We start from the raw sequence: 19,342 nt of genomic DNA on the forward strand, positions 1-19,342 counted from the left end.
CGGGCCCGGAGCACCGGACGCCCGGGTCGTCCCCCCGCCGACGGCACCCGCCCACGGGCCGCGGCCACCCGGGCCCGCCCTCCGGCCGACGGCCCGCGCCCGCCGCGCCCCGAGCCGTCGCCGGTGCACCGCAGGCGCCGCCGCGTCGCGCTGCTCGTCGCCGTGCTCCTGCTGCTCGCGGGGCTGGCCGTCGGCGTCCGCCTGCTCGTCTACGACCTGGGCCTGCTCGACGTCGAGTCGATCGAGGTCACCGGCGCGCTCGACGTGCCGCAGGACGAGGTGCTCGCCGCCGCCGCGGTGCTGCCGGGGCAGCCGCTCGCGGGCGTCGACACGGCGGGGATCGCCGAGCGCGTCGCGCAGCTGCCCGGGATCGGGTCGGTCGAGGTCGGCCGGAGCTGGCCGCACACCGTCAGCATCGCGATCACCGAGCGCACCGCCGTCGCCGTGGCGCAGACGCCGCAGGGCCCCCGCCCCGTCGACGCCGCCGGGGTCGTCTACCCCGCACCGGTGCCGCCCGGGCTGCCGCAGCTGACGTTCGGCGCCGTCGGCCCGGACGATCCCTCCACCCGCGCCGCGCTCGACGTCCTCGCCGCGCTGCCCGAGGACGTCCGCGCGCAGGTCCTCACCGTCGACGTCTCCGTCGGCGGGGGCGTGCCGCAGGTCACCCTCGGCCTCACCGACGACCGCCGGGTGCGGTGGGGACCGGCCGAGGAGTCGGCCCGCAAGGCCGGCGTCCTGGTCCCGCTGCTCACTCAGCCGGGCCGCGTGTACGACGTGGCCAGCCCGGCGCTACCCACCGTGCGCTCCTGACCACGGGGAGATAGACCCGGTCGGGGGGTTGCTGCCGTGCGGCGCGCCTGCTGGACCGGGCGGGGGTACGCGACCTAGCGTTCGACCCGTCGGATCAGGAACCTCCCCCGGCCCCACTTGTAGGAAGGGACCGCGCATGACGCCCCCGCACAACTACCTGGCCGTGATCAAGGTCGTCGGCATCGGTGGCGGCGGGGTCAACGCCGTCAACCGCATGATCGAGGTCGGCCTCAAGGGCGTCGAGTTCATCGCGGTGAACACCGACGCGCAGGCCCTGCTCATGTCCGACGCCGACGTCAAGCTCGACATCGGCCGGGAGCTGACCCGCGGACTCGGCGCGGGCGCCAACCCCGAGGTGGGCCGCAAGGCGGCCGAGGACCACCGCGAGGAGATCGAGGAGGTCCTCAAGGGGGCCGACATGGTCTTCGTGACCGCGGGGGAGGGCGGCGGCACCGGCACCGGTGGCGCGCCCGTCGTCGCCTCGATCGCGCGCAAGCTCGGCGCGCTGACGATCGGCGTCGTCACCCGGCCCTTCACCTTCGAGGGCCGCCGCCGCGCGGGCCAGGCGGAGGAGGGGATCCAGTCGATGCGCAACGAGTGCGACACGCTCATCGTGATCCCCAACGACCGCCTGCTGCAGCTCGGCGACGTGGGCGTCTCGCTGATGGACGCGTTCCGCTCCGCCGACGAGGTGCTCCTCTCCGGTGTCCAGGGCATCACGAACCTGATCACGACCCCCGGCCTGATCAACCTCGACTTCGCCGACGTCAAGTCGGTCATGTCCGGCGCCGGCAGTGCGCTGATGGGCATCGGGTCCTCCCGCGGGGAGGGCCGCGCCGTCGCCGCGGCCGGCAAGGCGATCAACTCACCGCTGCTGGAGGCCTCGATGGACGGGGCCCAGGGCGTCCTGCTCTCCATCGCGGGCGGCTCCGACCTCGGCCTGTTCGAGATCAACGAGGCCGCCTCGCTGGTGCAGGAGGCCGCGCACCCCGAGGCCAACATCATCTTCGGCACGGTGATCGACGACTCGCTGGGCGACGAGGTCCGCGTCACGGTCATCGCCGCCGGGTTCGAGGCGGGCGGCCCGACGCACAAGAAGCTCGACCCGGCCGCGTACGGCACGGGCAGCCGCAGCACGAACGTCATCGCGTCGGGGGTCAGCGGGACCACGGCGCCGCCCGCGTCCGGGTCCTCCGCGCAGTCCGGCAACGGCAGCACCCCGCCGTCGCCGGTCGCGCCGCCGAGCAACTCCGCGCCGCACGGCTCCCCGAACGGCAACGGCTCCCCGAACGGCAACGGGTTCGCGAATGCGCACCAGTCCGGCACCCTGCCGCCCGCCCCGGCGCCGTCCGGGTTCCCGGAACCGCGGCGCCCGGAGTCGGCCCGCCCGGTCACCGAGCCCGCGCCCGAGCCGCCGGTCTACACGCCGCCGCCCGCCCCGCAGCACACCCCGCCGCCGGCCCCGCCCGTCGCGGAGCAGCGGCCGGTGTCGTCGTTCGGGCCGCCGCCCCACGACGACCTCGACGACGACGTGGACGTGCCGCCCTTCATGAAGCGCTGACGGTGCCCGGAACGGCACCCCTGGCACACACCCCCGCGGGCTCGCACACAGGTTCGGACCTGTGTGCGAGCCCCGCGACCTGTGTGCGGGCCGGAGGATTGCGGCCCGGAGGATCCGCGTGAGCCCCCGCGTGCGGCGGGTCGTCACGACCCGCGCCGGCGGCCGGTCGACCGGACGGTTCGCCCGCTTCAACCTCTCCACCGGCGTCGCCGACGACCCGGCCGCCGTCGCGGCCAACCGGGCGCGGGTCTCCCGCGAGCTCGGGGTGCCGGTCGTCTACCTGGAGCAGGTGCACGGCACGCGGGTCGAGACCGTCGACGCCGTGCCGGCCACCGGCGCGCCCGACGTCCCCGGCACCGACGCCGTCGTCACCGCGCTGCCGGGCGTCGGGATCGCCGTGCTGGCCGCCGACTGCGTCCCGGTGCTGCTCGCCGACCCCCGCGCCGGGGTCGTCGGCGCCGCCCACGCCGGGCGCGTCGGCGCCGCCGCGGGGGTGCTGCCCGCCGTCGTCGAGGCGATGGTGGCGCTGGGCGCCCGCACCGGCGACGTCGAGGTGCTGCTCGGGCCCGCCGTCTGCGGCGGCTGCTACGAGGTGCCCGGGCAGATGGCCGCCGAGGTCGACGCCGCGCTGCCGGGCAGCGCCGTCCGCACCCGCAGGGGCACCCCCGGCCTGGACCTGCGCGCCGGGCTCTACCACCAGCTCACCGCGCTCGGCGTCGCCCGCATCGGCGGCGACCCGCGCTGCACGATGGAGACCCGCGACCTCTTCAGCCACCGCCGCGACGCCCCCACCGGGCGCCAGGCGGCCATCACGTGGCTGGACGGCTCCCGGTGAGCGCGCCCGACGACCGGCGCGCCGACCTCGCCGCCCGCCTCGCCGCCGTCCGCGCGCGGATCGACGCCGCGTGCGCCGCGGCCGGCCGGGCGCCCGACGAGGTGACCCTGCTCGCCGTCACGAAGACCGTGCCGGCGTCGGACGTGACGGTCCTGATGGACCTCGGGCTCACCGCCTTCGGCGAGAACCGGGTGCAGGAGGCGGGGGCGAAGGTCGAGGAGGTCGCCGCCACGCACCCGGGTGCGCGCTGGCACCTCGTCGGTGGGTTGCAGCGGAACAAGGCGCGTGCGGCGGTCCGCTGGGCCGACCGCGTGGAGTCGCTGGACTCGGTGCGCCTGGCCGACGCGCTCGACGGGGCCGTCCGGCGCGCGCAGGACGCCGGTGACCGTTCTGCCGCTCTGCCGGTACTGCTCCAGTTCAGCGTCGACGGCGACCCGGACCGCGGGGGAGTGGCCCTCGACGGGCTCCTGCCGCTCGCCGAACACGTCGCCGGGTGCGCCGGGCTGCGGTTGGACGGTCTGATGGCCGTCGCTCCGCTCGGGATGGACACGGAGCGTGCTTTTTCTGGGACCGCGGCCGCCGCGGATCGGCTGAGATCCGCGTTTCCGCAGGCCAGGACCCTGTCGGCCGGCATGAGCGGAGACCTCGAGGTCGCCATCGGTCACGGTTCGGACGTGGTGCGTGTCGGAACGGCCCTTGTGGGGGAACGGCGGATAACCTCGCCGTGATCGCCGCCGTTGCGACCAACGGTCGGTGTGTCGGGGGCAGTGGCAACGAGGGGAGCGCCGATGAGCGCGATGTACCGGCTCAAGGCCTACTTCGGGATGGTTCCCGCGGAGGAACTGGCCGACTACGCCGACGAGCCGACGGAGCGCTACGCCGCCCCCCGGCGGGGTCGTGAGTACGGCGACGAGCGCTGGGACGACCGCTTCTCCTACGAGGAGGACGAGCCGCCGGCGCGCCCGGAACCGGTCCGCGCCGAGCGCGAGTGGGACCGCCGCCCCGTGCGCGCGGCGGCCCCCGAGCGCGAGCCCGTGCGGGGCGTCTCAGGGCTCGGAGCGGGGGCCGTGCGCGGTGCCCTGGCCGTCGACCCCGACTCGGTCCCGCGGGAGCCCGTGCGACTGTCCGTGCCGCCGTCCCCGCAGGTCGTGCCCGAGCAGCGGGACCGCGGGGCGGCCGTGCTGTCACGCATCACCACGCTGCAGCCGCGCAGCTACAAGGAGGCGCGGACGATCGGCGAGCACTACCGCGACGGCCAGCCGGTGATCATCAACCTGACCGAGCTGGACGCCGCCGACGCCAAGCGGCTCGTCGACTTCGCGGCCGGTCTGGCGTTCGCCCTGCGCGGCTCGATCGACAAGGTCACGAACCGGGTGTTCCTGCTCACCCCCGCTGACGTCGAGGTCTCCGCCGACGACGCCCGGAAGCTCGCAGAACGCGGCATCTTCCGCCAGGATTGAGCCGTGCCCCTCGCGATCCAGTTCGTCCTCTACTACGTGCTGTTCTTCTTCTGGCTGCTGCTCATCGGCCGCATCGTGGCCGAGCTCGTGCGCAGTTTCGCGCGCCAGTGGGTGCCCGCCGGGCCCAGTGCCGTGGCGCTGGAGCTGATCTTCACGGCGACCGATCCCCCCGTGAAGTTGTTGCGGAGAGTGATTCCCGTCGTCCGGATCGGCGGCGTGGGACTGGACCTGTCGATTATGGTTCTCCTGCTGGCCGTGTTCATACTGATGAGCGTTGCCCAGCCGTAGCCGGAGTGAGCCCCAGTCACCCGGTTTCGCCGCCGAGGACTGCATGAGGTGATCCGATGCCGCTGACACCCGCCGACGTTCACAACGTCGCGTTCAGCAAACCCCCTATCGGGAAGAGGGGGTACAACGAGGACGAGGTCGACGCGTTCCTCGACCTCGTCGAGGCCGAGTTGGCTCGACTGATCGAGGAGAACGAGGACCTGCGCGAACAGGTCTCGGAGCTCGAACAACGACTCGGGAACGCGCAAGCCGACCTGGAGGAGGCGCGGTCGCGCCCGCCTGCCGCGATGGCTGCGCCGGTGTCCCCACCGACGCAGCAGATCCAGCGCCAGGTGGAGCCGCCGCCGATGCGTCCGCCCATGGAGCCCCAGCGCTCCATGTCGGCGCCGCCTCCGCAGATGGCCGAGCCGCCGCACGACACGGGTGGTGACCACCACGTGCAGGTCGCGAAGGTGCTCTCCATGGCCCAGGAGATGGCAGAGCGGCTCACCGCCGAGGCCAAGTCCGAGGCCGACTCCATGCTCAGCGACGCCCGGACCAAGTCCGAGCAGCTGCTCTCGGAGGCCCGCACCAAGTCCGACGGCCTCGTCAACGACGCCCGTGCGCGGGCCGAGACGATGCTGAACGACGCCCGGACCAGGGCGGAGACCCTCGAGCGCCAGTCGCGCGACAAGGCCGCGACCCTGGTGGGCGACGCCGAGCGCAAGCAGAACGAGATCATCGGCAGCATCACCCGCGAGAAGACGGTGCTCGAGAAGAAGATCGACGAGCTCCGCACCTTCGAGCGCGAGTACCGCACCCGCCTCAAGACCTACCTGGAGTCCCAGCTCAGGGACCTGGAGGGTCGTGGCTCCGCTGCGCCGACCGACGGTCGGAACACGCGGGACGGTGGCTACGCGGCCACCGGGTACGGTCAGCGCGCCGACGCGGGTAGCTGACCCAGACGCACCCGTACACCTACACGGCGGCGCGGCGGATCGACCGCGCCGCCGCATCCGGAGTGAAGAGTGCTGCTGCTGGTTCTGATCCTCGTCCTGATCGCGTTCGGCCTGCTGCTGGTCGGGTTCCTGTCCAGCAGCGTGATGTGGGCCTGGGTGTCGGTCGCCGTGAGCGTGGCGGCCGCCCTGGTCCTGCTCTACGACACGCTGCAGCGCAGGTCGGCCGTGCGGGCCGGGGACGAGCCGGCCACCGGCGCGGGCTCCGCGGACCACGAGGACGTCTCGACGTCCTCCGGTCCGGCGCGCCCGCTCGCGGGCACCGCACCCCGGGGTGACATCGAGCCCGTCACCGAGGTGATCCCGGTGATCCGGCCGTCCACGGGCTCCCTCGACGCGCCCACCCGGGCCGTCGATCCCCGCTTCGATCCCGAGGCGGACGCCCAGCAGACGGTCCTGATCCCCGCCGTCCAGCCGTCCGGCTCTCCGGACGGACCGTCCGGCGCTACCTCGGTGATCACACCATCGAGCGATTCTTCGTCACCCAGTGTCACCACGGGCGCCGCTGATCGTTCGTCCTCCGACTCCGCTCCCGATGCTGCGGCGGCCGACGGGGACACCGTCTCAGGCTCCGCCTCCGACGGCTCCTCCGCTCGCGACGGCTCCTCCGCTCGCGACGGCTCCTCCGCTCGCGACGGCGACGAGCCCGCCGAGCGCGTGTCGCTCGGCAAGAAGTCGTCGGACTCCTCTTCTCCGTCCTCCTCCTCCTCGGAGGAGACGGTGGCGACCGCCGCCCCGGCGGTCGGGGCCGACGCCCCGGGCGCGGGCGTCGCGCCCGGCACCACCGGTCCCGCGGCCGCCGCCACGGGCACCGATCCCGACTCGCTGTTCTCCAGCCCGTCGGAGGAGCGCGCCGCACGCGAGTCCGGCCGTCCCGCCGACGGGGGCTTCGGAGCCGGCGCCACGTCGTCGGGGGCCGGGCGTCCGGTCCAGCAGAGCGCGCCGTCGAAGCCCGTCGGGTCGTCGACGGCGGGCAGCAGCAGCGCGGCGGGCAACGGCGGTCCGGCGGGCAACGGCAGTTCGGCTGCCGAGGCCACCGCCGTCTTCGGCGCCGGTGCCGCGGGCGCGCCTTCCTCCACCTCCGCCGGCTCCACCCCGGGCGGGGCCGCCGCTGCCGAGTCCACGGCTGCCGGTTCGTCGGCCGTCGGAACGAACGGCGCCGACGACGCCTCGCCGCCCGCCGCCGACGGCGACCTCCCCGAGGAGCAGCCCGACGCCGCCGTCGCGGCGCTCGTCGCGGGCCTCGAGGACGAGGTCATCGTCATCGACGAGCAGCCGCGCTACCACGTCGCGGGCTGCCGCAGCCTGGTCGCGGCGGCGCTGATCCCGCTGCCGGCGCGCGAGGCCGTCGAGCTCGGCTTCACCCCCTGCGGCTGGTGCTCCCCGGGGCGCACCCTGGCCGGGCGGCACCCGGCCACGGCCCGCTAGTACCCGCCCGGGGAATACCGGGTGGCGCTCCGGCGCTACCCTGGACCTCACAGGCACCGATCCGGCCATCACCGGGGAGCCTCCGGAAGAAACGCGCGGCCCCGGCCGAGCGGAGTAGAACCGGACGGGACGGCCCGTCACAGCCGACCACGAGTGGTCGCGCCCCGTGCGCGGCAAGCGGGGTGGTACCGCGGCGTCCGCGTCGTCCCCGTGCAGGCAGCAGTCCGCGCCGCACGGCGACACAGGCGACACCCGTCACGCGACCACACGTCAGGGAGCACCACCCATGTCCGGGTACCCCACCGTCCCCGCCCACCCGTCGTTCCCCGAGATGGAGCGCGAGGTCCTCGACTTCTGGTCGAAGGACGGCACGTTCGTCGCGTCCGTCCAGGGCCGCGACGCCGGGGAGAACGGGGCCAACGAGTTCGTCTTCTACGACGGCCCGCCCTTCGCCAACGGCCTGCCGCACTACGGCCATTTGCTCACCGGCTACGTCAAGGACGTCGTCCCGCGCTACCGGACGATGCGCGGCAAGCACGTGGAGCGCCGCTTCGGCTGGGACACCCACGGCCTGCCCGCCGAGGTCGAGGCCGAGAAGCAGCTCGGGATCAAGGACAAGACCGAGATCGACGAGATGGGCGTCGCCGCGTTCAACGAGGCGTGCCGCGAGTCCGTCCTGCGCTACACCGACGAGTGGCAGGACTACGTCACCCGCCAGGCCCGCTGGGTCGACTTCGACAACGATTACAAGACGCTCGACCTGGACTACATGGAGAGCGTCATGTGGGCCTTCAAGACCCTGTGGGACAAGGGTCTGGTCTACTCCGGCTTCCGCGTCCTCTGGTACTGCTGGCACGACGGCACCCCGCTCTCGGCCACCGAGACCAAGATGGACGACGTCTACCGCGACCGGCAGGACCCCGCCGTCACGGTCGGCCTGCGCCTCACCGCGCCCGAGTCCGACCTGGACGGGGCGCTCGCGCTGATCTGGACGACGACCCCGTGGACGCTGCCGTCCAACCTGGCGATGGCGGTCAACCCCGAGGTCGACTACGTGCTGCTGGCTGCCGACGGTGAGCGCTGGGTGATGGCCGCGGCCCGCGTCGGCGCCTACGCCCGCGAGCTGGGCGAGGCCCCCGAGGTCCTGCGCACCTTCCGCGGCACCGAGCTCCTGGGGCTGTCGTACACGCCGCCGTTCGACTTCTTCGCCGGTCACGAGAACGCGCACCGCATCCTGGCCGCCGACTACGTCACCGTCGAGGACGGAACGGGCATCGTGCACATCGCCCCGGCCTTCGGTGAGGAGGACAAGGTCGTCACGGACGCGGCGGGGATCGAGACGGTCGTGCCCGTCGACACCGCCGGGAAGTTCGACTCGCGCGTGCCGCCGTACGAGGGCATGCAGGTCTTCGACGCCAACCCGCACATCATCACCGACCTGCGCGACGGCGCCCCGCACGTCCACGGGGTGCTGCTGCGCCGCGAGACCTACGACCATCCGTACCCGCACTGCTGGCGCTGCGGCAACCCGCTGATCCAGCGGGCCGTCGACTCCTGGTTCGTGCAGGTCACGGCGTTCCGCGACCGGATGGTCGAGCTGAACCAGCAGATCACCTGGGTGCCCGAGCACGTCAAGGACGGGCAGTTCGGCAAGTGGCTGGAGGGGGCGCGCGACTGGTCGATCTCCCGCAACCGCTACTGGGGATCGCCGATCCCGGTGTGGGAGTCCGACGACCCGGCCCACCCGCGCACCGACGTCTACGGCTCGCTCGACGAGATCGAGCGCGACTTCGGCGTCCGCCCGACCGACCTGCACCGCCCCTACGTCGACGAGCTGACGCGTCCCAACCCGGACGACCCCACGGGCCGCTCGACCATGCGCCGCGTCCCCGAGGTGCTCGACTGCTGGTTCGAGTCGGGCTCCATGCCCTTCGCGCAGGTGCACTACCCCTTCGAGAACCGCGACTGGTTCGAGCACCACTACCCGGGCGACTTCATCGTCGAGTACAACGGCCAGACCCGCGGCTGGTTCTACACGCTGCACGTGCTGGCCACGGCGCTGTTCGACCGGCCGTCGTTCCGGTCGTGCGTGGCGCACGGGATCGTGCTGGGCGACGACGGCCTGAAGATGTCGAAGTCGCTGAAGAACTACCCCGACGTCAACGAGGTGTTCGACCGCGACGGCTCCGACGCTATGCGCTGGTTCCTCATGGCCTCGCCGATCCTGCGCGGCGGCAACCTCGTCGTCACCGAGCAGGGCATCCGCGAGGGCGTCCGGCAGGCGATCCTGCCGCTGTGGAACACGTGGTACTTCCTCTCGCTCTACGCGGGTGAGCACGTCGGCACCACGCGGACCGACTCGACGCACGTCCTGGACCGGTACGTGCTGGCCAAGACGGCGGCGCTCGTCGACCGGGTCACCGCCGCGCTGGACGTCTACGACATCGCCGGCGCGTGCGAGCACGTCCGCGACCACGCCGAGGTGCTGACGAACTGGTACGTGCGCCGCTCGCGCGAGCGGTTCTGGGACGGCGACGCCGACGCGCTCGACACGCTGCACACCGTGCTCGAGGTGACCGCGCGCTTCGCGGCGCCGCTGCTGCCGCTCACGACCGAGCGGATCTGGCAGGGGCTGACCGGCGGGCGTTCGGTGCACCTCGCCGACTGGCCGGCGTCGGGCGACCTGCCGCACGATGACGCCCTGGTCACGGCCATGGACCGCGTCCGCCAGGTGGCGTCCTCGGCGCTGTCGCTGCGCAAGGCCCGCGGGCTGCGCGTGCGGCTGCCGCTGGCGACGCTCACGGTGGCCGCGCCCGACGCGCCGTCGATGGAGCCGTTCTCCGACATCCTGCGCGACGAGGTCAACGTCAAGGACGTCGTGCTCACCACCGACGTCGCCGCGCACGGCCGCTTCGAGATCGCGGTCAACGCCCGCGCCTGCGGGCCGCGTCTGGGCGGCGACACGCAGAAGGTCATCCGCGCGGTGAAGGCGGGGGAGTGGGAGCAGTCGGCAGACGGCACGGTCACCGCGGGCGGCATCGCCCTGCTGCCCGGCGAGTTCACCGAGAAGCTCGTGGCGGCCGACGCGGGGGAGACCGCGGCGCTGCCCGGGTCCACCGGGCTCGTCGTGCTCGACACCGCCGTCACCCCGGAGCTGGCGGCCGAGGGCACCGCGCGCGACGTCGTGCGGGTGGTCCAGCAGGCCCGCCGCGACGCCGGACTCGACGTGTCCGACCGGATCGACCTGGTCCTGGACGCGCCGGAGCCGGTCCTCGACGCGGTGCGCGCCCACCAGGCGTTCGTGGTGGGCGAGGTGCTGGCCACCTCGGCCGGGTACGGCGAGGTGGCGGAGCCGACGCTGACGGGGGCGGTCACGGCCCCCGATGGCGGGTCGGTGCAGCTGAAGGTGCAGCTGACGCGCGCCTGACCCCTCCGCCCGGGCCCCGGGAGGGGCCGGGCGACCCCCGCGAGTCGGGGTGTGGCTGCGACCGAGTCGGGCTGCACCTGCGACGGACGGATCCCAGCGAGTTTGCCTACCCCGCTCGGCGAGTTCGCGGTCTCGGTGGACGGGGGGCGGCAGGTTCCGGGTGGCGGCAACGGAGGCGGGATGAAGGTGGCGGTCCGGGTACGGCCCGGGGCGCGCGCGGACTCCGTCGGCGGGTCTTGGGAAGGACCGCGCGGGCGGGCGCTGCTGGTGTCGGTGCGGGCCCGGGCCGTCGACGGGGCCGCGAATGCCGCCGTCGTCGCGGCCCTGGCCTCGGCGTGGGGAGTGCGGCGCGGCGACGTCGAGATCGTGAGCGGGCTCCGGGGGCGGGACAAGGTCGTGGAGGTCGCGGGCGACGACGTGGTCGTGCGGGCGGCGGTGGAGAGGCTGCTCGGTCCGTCTTGACCCCGCCGCTCACGAACGGGGATGGCCAACTCGCCGGGCGTGGAGGGCACACTCGCCGGGGCTCGGGCGGCGAACTCGCCGGGGTGGTTGGCGGACTCGCGCGCACTCAGTGCCCGACTCGCTCGCAGCCAGAGCCCGACTCGGTCGCAGTCACACCCCGACTCGCGGGGTTTCGTGTTGGGTGTGTGTCGTGGATGTGGGTGCGGGCGGGGAGACGGCTGCGGAGCGGTGGGCGGGGCGGCAGGAGGGTCGGGGGATCCCGCCCGAGATCCTGGCGCGGGCGCCCGCGTCACCCTGGCTGCACGACCCCTCCTACTTCGTGGCGCCCGAGGTGCCGCTCGACACCCCGTCCCGCAGCGTCGCGCTCGACCTGCTGGACGCCGGCGGCACCGTCCTCGACGTCGGGGCGGGCGGTGGGGCCGCCAGCCTGGCGCTGGCCGGGGCCGTCACGCACCTCACCGCGGTCGACCAGCAGGTCGACATGCTGGAGGTCCTCGCCGCCGGGGCCGCGGCGCGCGGCATCCCGGTCCGCACGGTCCGCGGCCGCTGGCCGGACGCCGCCGCCGACGCCGGTAGGGCCGACGTCGTGCTGAGCCACCACGTGCTGCACAACGTCGTCGACCTGCCGCCCTTCCTGCGCGCCCTCACCGCGGCCGCGGGCCGCGGAGTGGTCGTCGAGATGCTGGCCGAGCACCCGATGGCCTGGCTCGATCCGCTCTGGGTGCGGTTCCACGACCTGCACCGCCCGCCGCCCGCGACCACCGACGACGCCGTCGCCGTGCTGCGCGAGCTCGGCGTCGACCCGCGGGTGCTGCGCTGGGAGCGGGCCTCGCCGCCGAAGCAGGACCCGGCCTGGGTGACCGCGCGGCTGTGCCTGCCCGCCGGTCGCGAGCCCGAGGTCGTCGACGCGCTGGCGGCCCTGCCCCACCGCCGCCCCCGTCTCGCCGCGACCCTCGTCTGGCGGCCCTGAGGTCGACCGCGGGCTCCATGATCACCGTCTGGGCGCGTTCTCCTGCGGAAACCGGCCCGGAACGTGCCGAGACGGTGATCATGCCCCGATCCCCCCGCGGTCAGGCGCGCACCGAGAGCCCGACTCGCTCGCCACCAGAGCCCGACTCGCGCGCGATGACGCCCCGACTCGTGCGCAACGGGAGCCCGACTCGCGGGGGTCGTTAGAGTCGCCTCCAGCGGAGGTGACATGCCCGATCTGGAGATCCTTCTCGGCATCGCGGCCGCTGTGGTGCTCATCGGCGTGCTCGCCGTGCGGGTCTCGGTCCGCGTGGGCCTGCCGTCGCTGCTGCTCTACCTCGGCATCGGGGTGCTGCTGGGCGAGGCCGTGCTCGGCATCGAGTTCTCCGACGCCCTGCTGACGGAGTCGATCGGCCTCGCCGCGCTCGTGCTGATCCTCATCGAGGGCGGTCTGACCACGCGCTGGGACGCCGTGCGGCCCTCGCTCGGCGTCGGCGTCGCCCTGTCGACGGTGGCGGTGATCGTCAGCATCGGCGTCGTCGGGGTGTCGCTGCACGTCCTGCTCGACCTGGATTGGCGCACGGCGTTCCTCTGGGGCGCGGTGCTGTCCTCGACCGACGCGGCGGCGGTGTTCAGCGTGCTGCGCGGCGTCGGGGTCTCGCGACGCCTGGCCGGGGCGCTGGAGCTCGAGTCCGGCATGAACGACGCCCCGGTCGTGCTCGCCGTCCTGCTGCTCGCCACCGGCGACCCGATCACCTGGCTGACGCCCGTCCTCGTCGTCTACGAGCTCGGCGCCGGTGCCGCGATCGGGGTGCTGCTCGGGCTCGGCGGGGCGTGGGCGCTGCGCCGGGCCGCCCTGCCGAGCACCGGCCTCTACCCGCTCGCCGCGATCGCGGTCTGCGTGCTCGCCTACTCCGCCGGCCAGTTCGCGCACGCCTCCGGCCTGCTCGCCACCTACGTCTGCGCGCTCGTGCTCGGCAACGCCGAGCTGCCCCACCGCGGCGGCGTCCAGTCGTTCGCCGAGGGCACCGGGTGGCTCGCCCAGATCGGGCTGTTCGTGCTGCTCGGGCTCTACGCCACGCCGGGGCGGCTGGTCGACGCACTCGGGCCGGCGCTGGTCGCGGGCCTGGTCCTGCTGCTGGCCGCGCGCCCGCTGTCGGTGATCGCGGCGGCCGCGCCGTTCCGGGTGCCCTGGCGCGAGCAGGCCTTCCTGTCGTGGTCGGGGCTGCGTGGCGCGGTGCCGATCGTGCTCGCCCTAATCGCGCTGACGGAGGGCGCGCCCGGCGCGGAGCGCCTCGTCGACGTCGTGTTCGTGCTGGTCGTCGCGCTGACGCTGCTGCAGGGCACCACGCTGCCGGTCGTCGCGCGGATGCTCGGGGTGGCGCAGGCGGTCGGCACACAGCAGATCGAGGTCGACGCCGCGCCCCTGGACGAGCTCGGCGCCGACCTGATCCAGGTGCGCGTGCCCGTCGGCTCGCACCTGCGCGGGGTCTACGTGCGCGAGCTGCGGCTGCCGGGCGGGGCCACCGTCAGCCTCGTCGTCCGCGACGACCACGCCTTCACCCCCGACGGCGAGACGCGGCTGCGCGAGCGCGACCAGCTGCTCGTCGTCGCCGCCTCGGGCGTCCGGCCCGCGGTCGAGGAGCGCATCCGCGCCGTCGACGCCTCCGGGCGGCTGGCCCGCTGGCGCGACGGGAAGGCGCAGTAGGGGAGACTGGAGCCGTGAGTGTCCCCTCCACCGTCCCCCGCGTCCGGCTGCTCGCCCTCATCGCGGTCCTGATCCTGGCCGCCGACATCGCCACCAAGGTCGTCGGCGTGGCGCTGCTGGAGGGCCGGGAGCCGGTCGAGCTGCTCGGCGGGCTGATCAACCTGCAGCTCGTGCGCAACCCGGGCGCGGCGTTCTCGCTGGCCACGGGTTACACGTGGGTGCTGTCGCTCGTCGCGCTCGGCGTGGTCGTCGTGATCATCCGGGTGTCGCGCAAGCTGCAGTCCACGGGCTGGGCGGTCGCGCTCGGGCTCATCCTGGGCGGCGCGCTGGGCAACCTCACCGACCGGATCTTCCGCGCCCCCGGGCCGCTGCAGGGCCACGTCGTCGACCTCGTGTCGCCGTTCGCGCCCGACGGCCGCGTCTTCCCGGTGTTCAACCTGGCCGACTCGTCGATCGTCTGCGGTGGCGCGCTGCTGGTGATCCTGGCGCTGCTGGGCCGGGAGCTCGACGGGACGCGGACGCCGTCCAAGAAGGATGCCCAGAAGGAGTCGCAGAAGGAGTCGCAGGAGGGCAGCGCCGGTGAGTGACCTCCGCAGCCTCCCCGTCCCCGACGGCCTGGACGGGATGCGCGTCGACGCCGGCCTCGCGCGCCTGCTCGGGCTCTCCCGCACGGTCGTCGCGTCGCTGGCCGAGGACGGGCGGGTCGAGGTCGACGGCCGGGCCGCCGGCAAGTCCGACCGGCTCGTCGCCGGGGCCTGGCTGGAGGTCAGCCTCCCCGAGCCCGAGGCGCCGTCGACGATCGCCGCGCCCGCCGAGGTCGTGAACGGCCTCACCGTGCTGCACGCCGACGACGACATCGTCGTGGTGGACAAGCCGGTGGGCGTCGCCGCGCATCCCAGCCCCGGCTGGACCGGCCCCACGGTCGTCGGCGGGCTCGCCGCGCTGGGCTACCGCGTCTCGACCTCCGGCGCCGAGGAGCGTCAGGGCATCGTGCACCGGCTCGACGTCGGCACCACCGGGGTCATGGTCGTCGCCACCTCCGAGCACGCGTACACGGTGCTCAAGCGGGCGTTCAAGGAGCGCACGGTCAGCAAGCGCTACCACGCCGTCGCGCAGGGCCACCCGGATCCGAGCAGCGGCACGATCGACGCCCCGATCGACCGCCACCCCAAGCACGACTACCGGTTCGCCGTGGTCGCCGGGGGCAAGCCCAGCGTCACGCACTACGACACGATCGAGGCGTTCCGCGCCGCGTCGCTGCTCGACGTGCGGCTGGAGACGGGGCGGACGCACCAGATCCGCGTGCACCTCTCGGCGCTGCGCCACCCGTGCGTCGGCGACCTCGCCTACGGCGCCGACCCCTCGCTCGCCAAGCGCCTCAAGCTCGAGCGGCAGTGGCTGCACGCGCACGAGCTCGGCTTCGAGCACCCCGGCGACGGGCGGTGGGTGTCCTATGTGAGCCCCTACCCGGCCGACCTCGCGCGCGCCCTGGACCTGCTGCGCGAGTGAGGCGCCAGGTCGTCGTCCTCGCGGTCTGCGCGGTGGTCGTGCTGCTCACGGCCTGGTACGCGGGCTCGCGGTTCGCGCCGGTCGAGCCCGGGCCGGCGCCGGGCAGCGTGCGGCTGGGGCCCGACGCCGGTGAGGCCGTCGACGCCTACCTCGCGAGCCTGCCCGCCGAGCTTCCCGCGCCGGGGGAGCAGGCCTACGCGCTGGTGCAGTTCGGGCGCGGCCTGACCGGGCCCGACGCACTGGCCGCCGTCGACGGGACGCAGGCGGTCACCGCGGTGCTCCGCGTGCCGCTCGACCGGGTGCAGACGGCGCTGCGGTTCGAGCCGCTGGGCGGGACCGTCGACCTGGCCCGGGAGCGGGCGCGCGCCGACGCGGAGGCCGCGGCCGGGCGGCTCACCGGGAGGCCCGCCGCCGTCGCCGCCACGGAGGCCGCGGCGCTGGCCGACCCGGCCTGCCCGTGCGTCGCCGCGCTGCTCGTGCGCGGGGACCGGGCGACGCTGGAGGCCCTCGGCGGGCGCGACGGCGTCCGCGCGGTGCAGGCCGCCCCGTCCGACGCCCGGCCGGTCGAGCTGGCGCTCGCGCCCCTGCTGCCCGAGCAGACCGACGCGGCCGACCCGCTGCCCGACGACGGCGAGGTCCCCTAGCTGCGGGCCTTCACCGTGCGTTCCAGCAGGTCGAGCAGGGTGCGGGCGCTCGCGGTCCAGCTGTAGTGCGCGGCCCGGGCGCGGGCGGCGGCCGAGCGGCGCGCGTGCTCGTCGGGGTCGTCGAGGGCGCGGACCGCTGCCACGAAGCCGTCGACGTCGTCCGGGTCGACGTAGGCGCCCGCGTCGGCGCCGACCTCCCGGAACACCGGGATGTCGCTCACCACCACCGGCGTGCCGACGCCCATCGCCTCGACGAGCGGGATGCCGAAGCCCTCGTCGCGCGAGGCCGACACGAGCGCCGTGGCCCCGCGCAGCGCCGCGGCGTACTCCTCGTCCGACGCGCCGTCGTGGAACACCAGCCGCGCCGCCGGCGCCAGGGCCTGCAGCCGCGCGCGCTCGGCGGTGGTGACCCGGCTCATCAGGTGCAGCTCGTGGTCGGGCAGCGCCGCGGCCGCCCGGACCAGCACGTCGACGTTCTTGTAGGGCATGAACGAGCCCATGTAGACGAGCCGGCGCCCGGGGGAGGAGGGGGCGTCCGGGAGCGGGTCGGCGGCGTTCGGCACCACCGTGACCGGGCGCCGCGTGAGCCGGTGCGCCGCGATGAGCCCGGCCGTGGTGTCCGAGACCGTGACGACGGCGTCGGCCCTGTCCAGCAGCACGCGCTGCGGCCACCAGGCCAGGTGGTAGAGCCGCCAGAGCACCCGGATGGGTGCGGGCAGGTCGCGCGGGGGAGTGGTGTGGCGGTAGTAGATGAGGTCGTGCAGCGTCAGCACCAGGCCGTAGCGGCGGCCCCAGGTGCCCATCGTCTGCATCGGGCTGAACACGACGTCCGGGGCGAGCCGGTTGACCTGCCGGGCCACCAGCGGCTCGCGCACGCTCGTCGGTGCGCTCACCCGGAACGAGGGCAGGTCGGGGAGCATCCCCAGCTGCCGGGGGTCGGAGACGATCATCGTGACGGGGTGCAGCTCCGCGAGCTCGGCCACCAGCGACGCGGTGTAGCGGCTGATGCCGTCGTGCCGGTCGGTGCGCACGTAGCGGCAGTCGACGGCGATCCTCACGCCAGGAACTCCGTGATCAGCGCGGCCACCGCGGCGGGCTCCTCGTAGTGGACGAGGTGCCCGGTGCCGTCGATCATCTCCAGGCGCGCGTCCGGGAACACCGCGGCCAGGCGCTCCTGCTCGGCGGGGGTCGTGATGTCGTCGAGCACCGTGCCGATGAGCAGCACGGGCACCGTGATCCGGGCGGCCGACTCGTCGACGCCGTGCGACACCGACGCCCCGAACGCCTCCATCAGCACGCGCCGGTCGGCGAACCCGCCGAAGTACCGGTCGTGCTCGGCGTGGATCCAGCGGCGCAGGGCGCGGTCGGGCGTCTTCACCATGGCGACGCTCGCGACGCGCGTGAACAGTCGGCTGCGCAGCAGCGCGGTGCCGGCGCGCTCGGGCAGCGCGGCGCACAGCCGGTGCACCAGGACGGTGGCCCGGGTCATCACCTGGCGCGGCCCGGCGAGCGCCGACCCGGCGACCGGGGTGACGAGGACGAGCGCGCGCACGGCCAGCCCGTCGGCGACGGCGGCGGCGGCGACGATCGAGCCGAAGGAGTGCCCGAGCAGCGCCGCACCGGGTGCGACCGCACAGATGAACGCACTGGTCCATTCAGCGTATCCACGCAGGTCATGTCGTCCGGACGAGAGCGGAGGCGCCTCGCCGAAACCGGGGAGATCGGGCACCACGAGGTGGAGTCCGGACAGGTGCGAGACGATCGGTTCGAGGCCGTGGTGGTCGCCGCGGAGACCGTGCAGCAGGACCACCGCGGGGGCGGTGACGTCGCCGTACGTCCGGTACGGGACCATTCCCGTCGGGAGGTCGACCTCGTGACGACGGCCCGGCAGACGCTCCGAGCGCGAAGCGGAGGGGAGGCTGGCCACCGCGCGGAGTGTAGGTGGCCTCCTGGTTCCGCAGGCAGCCGGCCGCGAATGCTACGGCCGGATCACGGTCAGGCGTCGGCGGGGCCACGAGTCGGAGAACACTGCCGCGGCTCGTGGTTTCGGGGTGATCCCCGAGGCCACTCGGTAGTGATCCTGATGCCTGTCTCAGCTCCGGGATGCCACGGTGGGATCATGACGACGATCGGTAGGTCCGCGGCCACGGCCGCACCGGCGGGGGGCCGCTGCGCCCTCGGCGCGCCGGTCGTCGCCCGGGTGCCGCGTGTCCGGGGCCGGGGTGCGTCGTGACCCCCACCCTGCTGGCGTCCTCGCCCGCCATCGCCCTCGCGGTCGTCGCGGCCGGCTGCTTCGCCGTCGCCGCCACCCTGCAGCACGACGCCGTCGACGGCGTCTCCACCGACGGCAGGCGCCTCGGGGTCTCGGCGTTCCGCACGCTGGTCGGCCGGCCGGGGTGGCTGCTCGGGCTCGCCGCGGCGGGCGCCGGGTCGGGCCTGCACGCCGTCGCGCTCGTCCTGAGCCCGCTGTCGGTCGTGCAGCCCATCGGGGTGCTCGCCGTGCCGATCGCGGTGCTGCTCACCGCCCGGCGCACGCGCGAGCGGCCGGGGCGCGGGGTGCTGCTCGGGGTGGCGCTGAGCGTCGCGGGCGTCGCGGCGTTCGTGTCGATCGCGGCGAACTCGACGAGCTCCACCCGGGTGCCCGACTTCGCCACGCTCATCGCGGGCGGGATCAGCCTCGCGCTGGTGCTCGTGCTCGTCCTGGTCGCGACGTTCACCCGCGGCTGGCGGCGCTGCGTCGCCTACGTCACGGCGGGCGCCGTCGCGTTCGGGCTGGTGTCCGCGCTGGTGCGGGCCCTGTCGCTGCAGATCACCACCGGGCTCGTCGCCTGGACCGACCCGCGCCTGCTCGGCACCGCCGCCGGTATCGGGCTCGCCCTGCTCGTGGGCGGCTGGCTCATCCAGCAGGGGTTCGCGTCCGGGCCGCCGGAGGTGGTCATCGCCTGCCTCACCGTCGTCGACCCCATCGTCGCGGTGCTGCTGGGCATCGTCCTGCTCGGCGAGGGGCCCGCGACGTCGGGCACCGCCGCCGTGGTCCTGCTCGCCTGCGCCGCCGCGGCCGCGGCCGGGGTCGTCTCCCTGGCCCGCTACCACCCCGACGCCCGCCGCGCGCGGGCCCAGGCCCGCGCCGCCGCGGCCGCCTCGTCCGACACCACTCGATCGTCCGACACCGCTCGCTCCCACGACCCCGCCGCGCCGCGGCCCGCCCCCCGCCCCTGAAGACGCGTCGCCCCCGACCGCACCCGA

General features: G+C 74.6%; 18 protein-coding genes. 16 read left to right on the top strand and 2 right to left on the bottom strand.

Translation table 11 applies throughout. The features are described from left to right. The first annotated feature begins 123 nt into the window (after nt 1-123). The 15 genes from I4I82_RS25920 (at nt 124) to I4I82_RS25990 (ending at nt 16,096) form a co-directional block, all read left to right on the top strand. A complete protein-coding gene (locus tag I4I82_RS25920; RefSeq protein ID WP_218615362.1) occupies nt 124-810 on the top strand; it encodes a cell division protein FtsQ/DivIB in 687 nt (228 codons plus the stop codon). Between the two features lie 136 nt (nt 811-946). Then, nucleotides 947-2,371 carry a cell division protein FtsZ gene (gene ftsZ, locus I4I82_RS25925; RefSeq protein WP_218596090.1) on the top strand — a complete coding sequence of 475 codons (1,425 nt, stop codon included), beginning with the start codon at nt 947-949 and terminating at the stop codon, nt 2,369-2,371. A gap of 118 nt (nt 2,372-2,489) precedes the next feature. Further along, nucleotides 2,490-3,206 carry a peptidoglycan editing factor PgeF gene (gene pgeF, locus I4I82_RS25930; RefSeq protein WP_218593227.1) on the top strand — a complete coding sequence of 239 codons (717 nt, stop codon included), beginning with the start codon at nt 2,490-2,492 and terminating at the stop codon, nt 3,204-3,206. Beyond that, a complete protein-coding gene (locus tag I4I82_RS25935) occupies nt 3,203-3,934 on the top strand; it encodes a YggS family pyridoxal phosphate-dependent enzyme (RefSeq protein ID WP_218593226.1) in 732 nt (243 codons plus the stop codon). Before pgeF ends, I4I82_RS25935 begins: the two co-directional genes overlap by 4 nt. A gap of 60 nt (nt 3,935-3,994) precedes the next feature. Continuing rightward, complete coding sequence (locus tag I4I82_RS25940; protein WP_218593225.1) at nt 3,995-4,666, top strand: cell division protein SepF; 672 nt, start codon at nt 3,995-3,997, stop codon at nt 4,664-4,666. 3 nt (nt 4,667-4,669) lie between these two features. Beyond that, complete coding sequence (locus I4I82_RS25945; RefSeq protein WP_218593224.1) at nt 4,670-4,954, top strand: YggT family protein; 285 nt, start codon at nt 4,670-4,672, stop codon at nt 4,952-4,954. A gap of 56 nt (nt 4,955-5,010) precedes the next feature. Then, a complete protein-coding gene (gene wag31, locus I4I82_RS25950) occupies nt 5,011-5,892 on the top strand; it encodes a DivIVA-like cell division protein Wag31 (RefSeq protein WP_218593223.1) in 882 nt (293 codons plus the stop codon). Between the two features lie 69 nt (nt 5,893-5,961). Further along, entirely contained in the window at nt 5,962-7,377 is a 1,416-nt protein-coding gene (locus I4I82_RS25955) for a hypothetical protein (RefSeq protein WP_218593222.1), read from the top strand. Nucleotides 7,378-7,663: 286 nt separating this feature from the next. After that, nucleotides 7,664-10,804: an isoleucine--tRNA ligase gene (gene ileS, locus I4I82_RS25960; RefSeq protein ID WP_218593221.1), complete on the top strand. Its 3,141-nt coding sequence runs from the start codon at nt 7,664-7,666 to the stop codon at nt 10,802-10,804. 180 nt (nt 10,805-10,984) lie between these two features. Next, nucleotides 10,985-11,266: a DUF167 domain-containing protein gene (locus tag I4I82_RS25965; RefSeq protein WP_218596091.1), complete on the top strand. Its 282-nt coding sequence runs from the start codon at nt 10,985-10,987 to the stop codon at nt 11,264-11,266. A 190-nt stretch (nt 11,267-11,456) separates the two neighbouring features. Further along, nucleotides 11,457-12,236, top strand: coding sequence for a methyltransferase domain-containing protein (locus tag I4I82_RS25970; RefSeq protein ID WP_218596092.1), 780 nt, complete (start codon nt 11,457-11,459; stop codon nt 12,234-12,236). A 228-nt stretch (nt 12,237-12,464) separates the two neighbouring features. After that, entirely contained in the window at nt 12,465-13,943 is a 1,479-nt protein-coding gene (locus I4I82_RS25975; protein WP_218593523.1) for a potassium/proton antiporter, read from the top strand. Between the two features lie 14 nt (nt 13,944-13,957). Further along, entirely contained in the window at nt 13,958-14,530 is a 573-nt protein-coding gene (gene lspA / locus I4I82_RS25980) for a signal peptidase II (RefSeq protein WP_226370252.1), read from the top strand. A 37-nt stretch (nt 14,531-14,567) separates the two neighbouring features. Next, nucleotides 14,568-15,452 carry an RluA family pseudouridine synthase gene (locus tag I4I82_RS25985; protein WP_225922307.1) on the top strand — a complete coding sequence of 295 codons (885 nt, stop codon included), beginning with the start codon at nt 14,568-14,570 and terminating at the stop codon, nt 15,450-15,452. Next, complete coding sequence (locus tag I4I82_RS25990) at nt 15,449-16,096, top strand: hypothetical protein (RefSeq protein ID WP_218593521.1); 648 nt, start codon at nt 15,449-15,451, stop codon at nt 16,094-16,096. The genes I4I82_RS25985 and I4I82_RS25990 overlap by 4 nt, the downstream gene beginning before the upstream one ends. Here I4I82_RS25990 and I4I82_RS25995 read toward each other — a convergent pair. Next, nucleotides 16,093-17,154, bottom strand: a complete 1,062-nt coding sequence (locus I4I82_RS25995; RefSeq protein WP_218593520.1) for a glycosyltransferase family 4 protein — start codon at nt 17,152-17,154, stop codon at nt 16,093-16,095. The two genes, I4I82_RS25990 and I4I82_RS25995, sit on opposite strands and share 4 nt — an antisense overlap. Beyond that, complete coding sequence (locus I4I82_RS26000) at nt 17,151-18,023, bottom strand: alpha/beta fold hydrolase (RefSeq protein ID WP_218593519.1); 873 nt, start codon at nt 18,021-18,023, stop codon at nt 17,151-17,153. Before I4I82_RS26000 ends, I4I82_RS25995 begins: the two co-directional genes overlap by 4 nt. A 302-nt stretch (nt 18,024-18,325) precedes the next feature. On the opposite strand from I4I82_RS26000, the gene I4I82_RS26005 reads away from it, so the two are divergent. Then, nucleotides 18,326-19,315, top strand: coding sequence for a DMT family transporter (locus I4I82_RS26005; protein ID WP_218596093.1), 990 nt, complete (start codon nt 18,326-18,328; stop codon nt 19,313-19,315). Nucleotides 19,316-19,342 lie beyond the last annotated feature (27 nt).

The sequence above is a fragment of the Pseudonocardia oceani genome, from assembly GCF_019263585.2.
GTDB lineage: Bacteria > Actinomycetota > Actinomycetes > Mycobacteriales > Pseudonocardiaceae > Pseudonocardia > Pseudonocardia oceani.

What these genes read in the sequence shown, in the direction of transcription:
- ftsZ (WP_218596090.1), top strand. Translation starts at nt 947, where the DNA reads ATGACGCCCCCGCACAACTACCTGGCCGTGATCAAGGTCGTCGGCATC.
- ileS (WP_218593221.1), top strand. Translation starts at nt 7,664, where the DNA reads ATGTCCGGGTACCCCACCGTCCCCGCCCACCCGTCGTTCCCCGAGATG.
- I4I82_RS25965 (WP_218596091.1), top strand. Translation starts at nt 10,985, where the DNA reads ATGAAGGTGGCGGTCCGGGTACGGCCCGGGGCGCGCGCGGACTCCGTC.
- wag31 (WP_218593223.1), top strand. Translation starts at nt 5,011, where the DNA reads ATGCCGCTGACACCCGCCGACGTTCACAACGTCGCGTTCAGCAAACCC.
- I4I82_RS25985 (WP_225922307.1), top strand. Translation starts at nt 14,568, where the DNA reads ATGCGCGTCGACGCCGGCCTCGCGCGCCTGCTCGGGCTCTCCCGCACG.
- I4I82_RS25940 (WP_218593225.1), top strand. Translation starts at nt 3,995, where the DNA reads ATGAGCGCGATGTACCGGCTCAAGGCCTACTTCGGGATGGTTCCCGCG.
- I4I82_RS25975 (WP_218593523.1), top strand. Translation starts at nt 12,465, where the DNA reads ATGCCCGATCTGGAGATCCTTCTCGGCATCGCGGCCGCTGTGGTGCTC.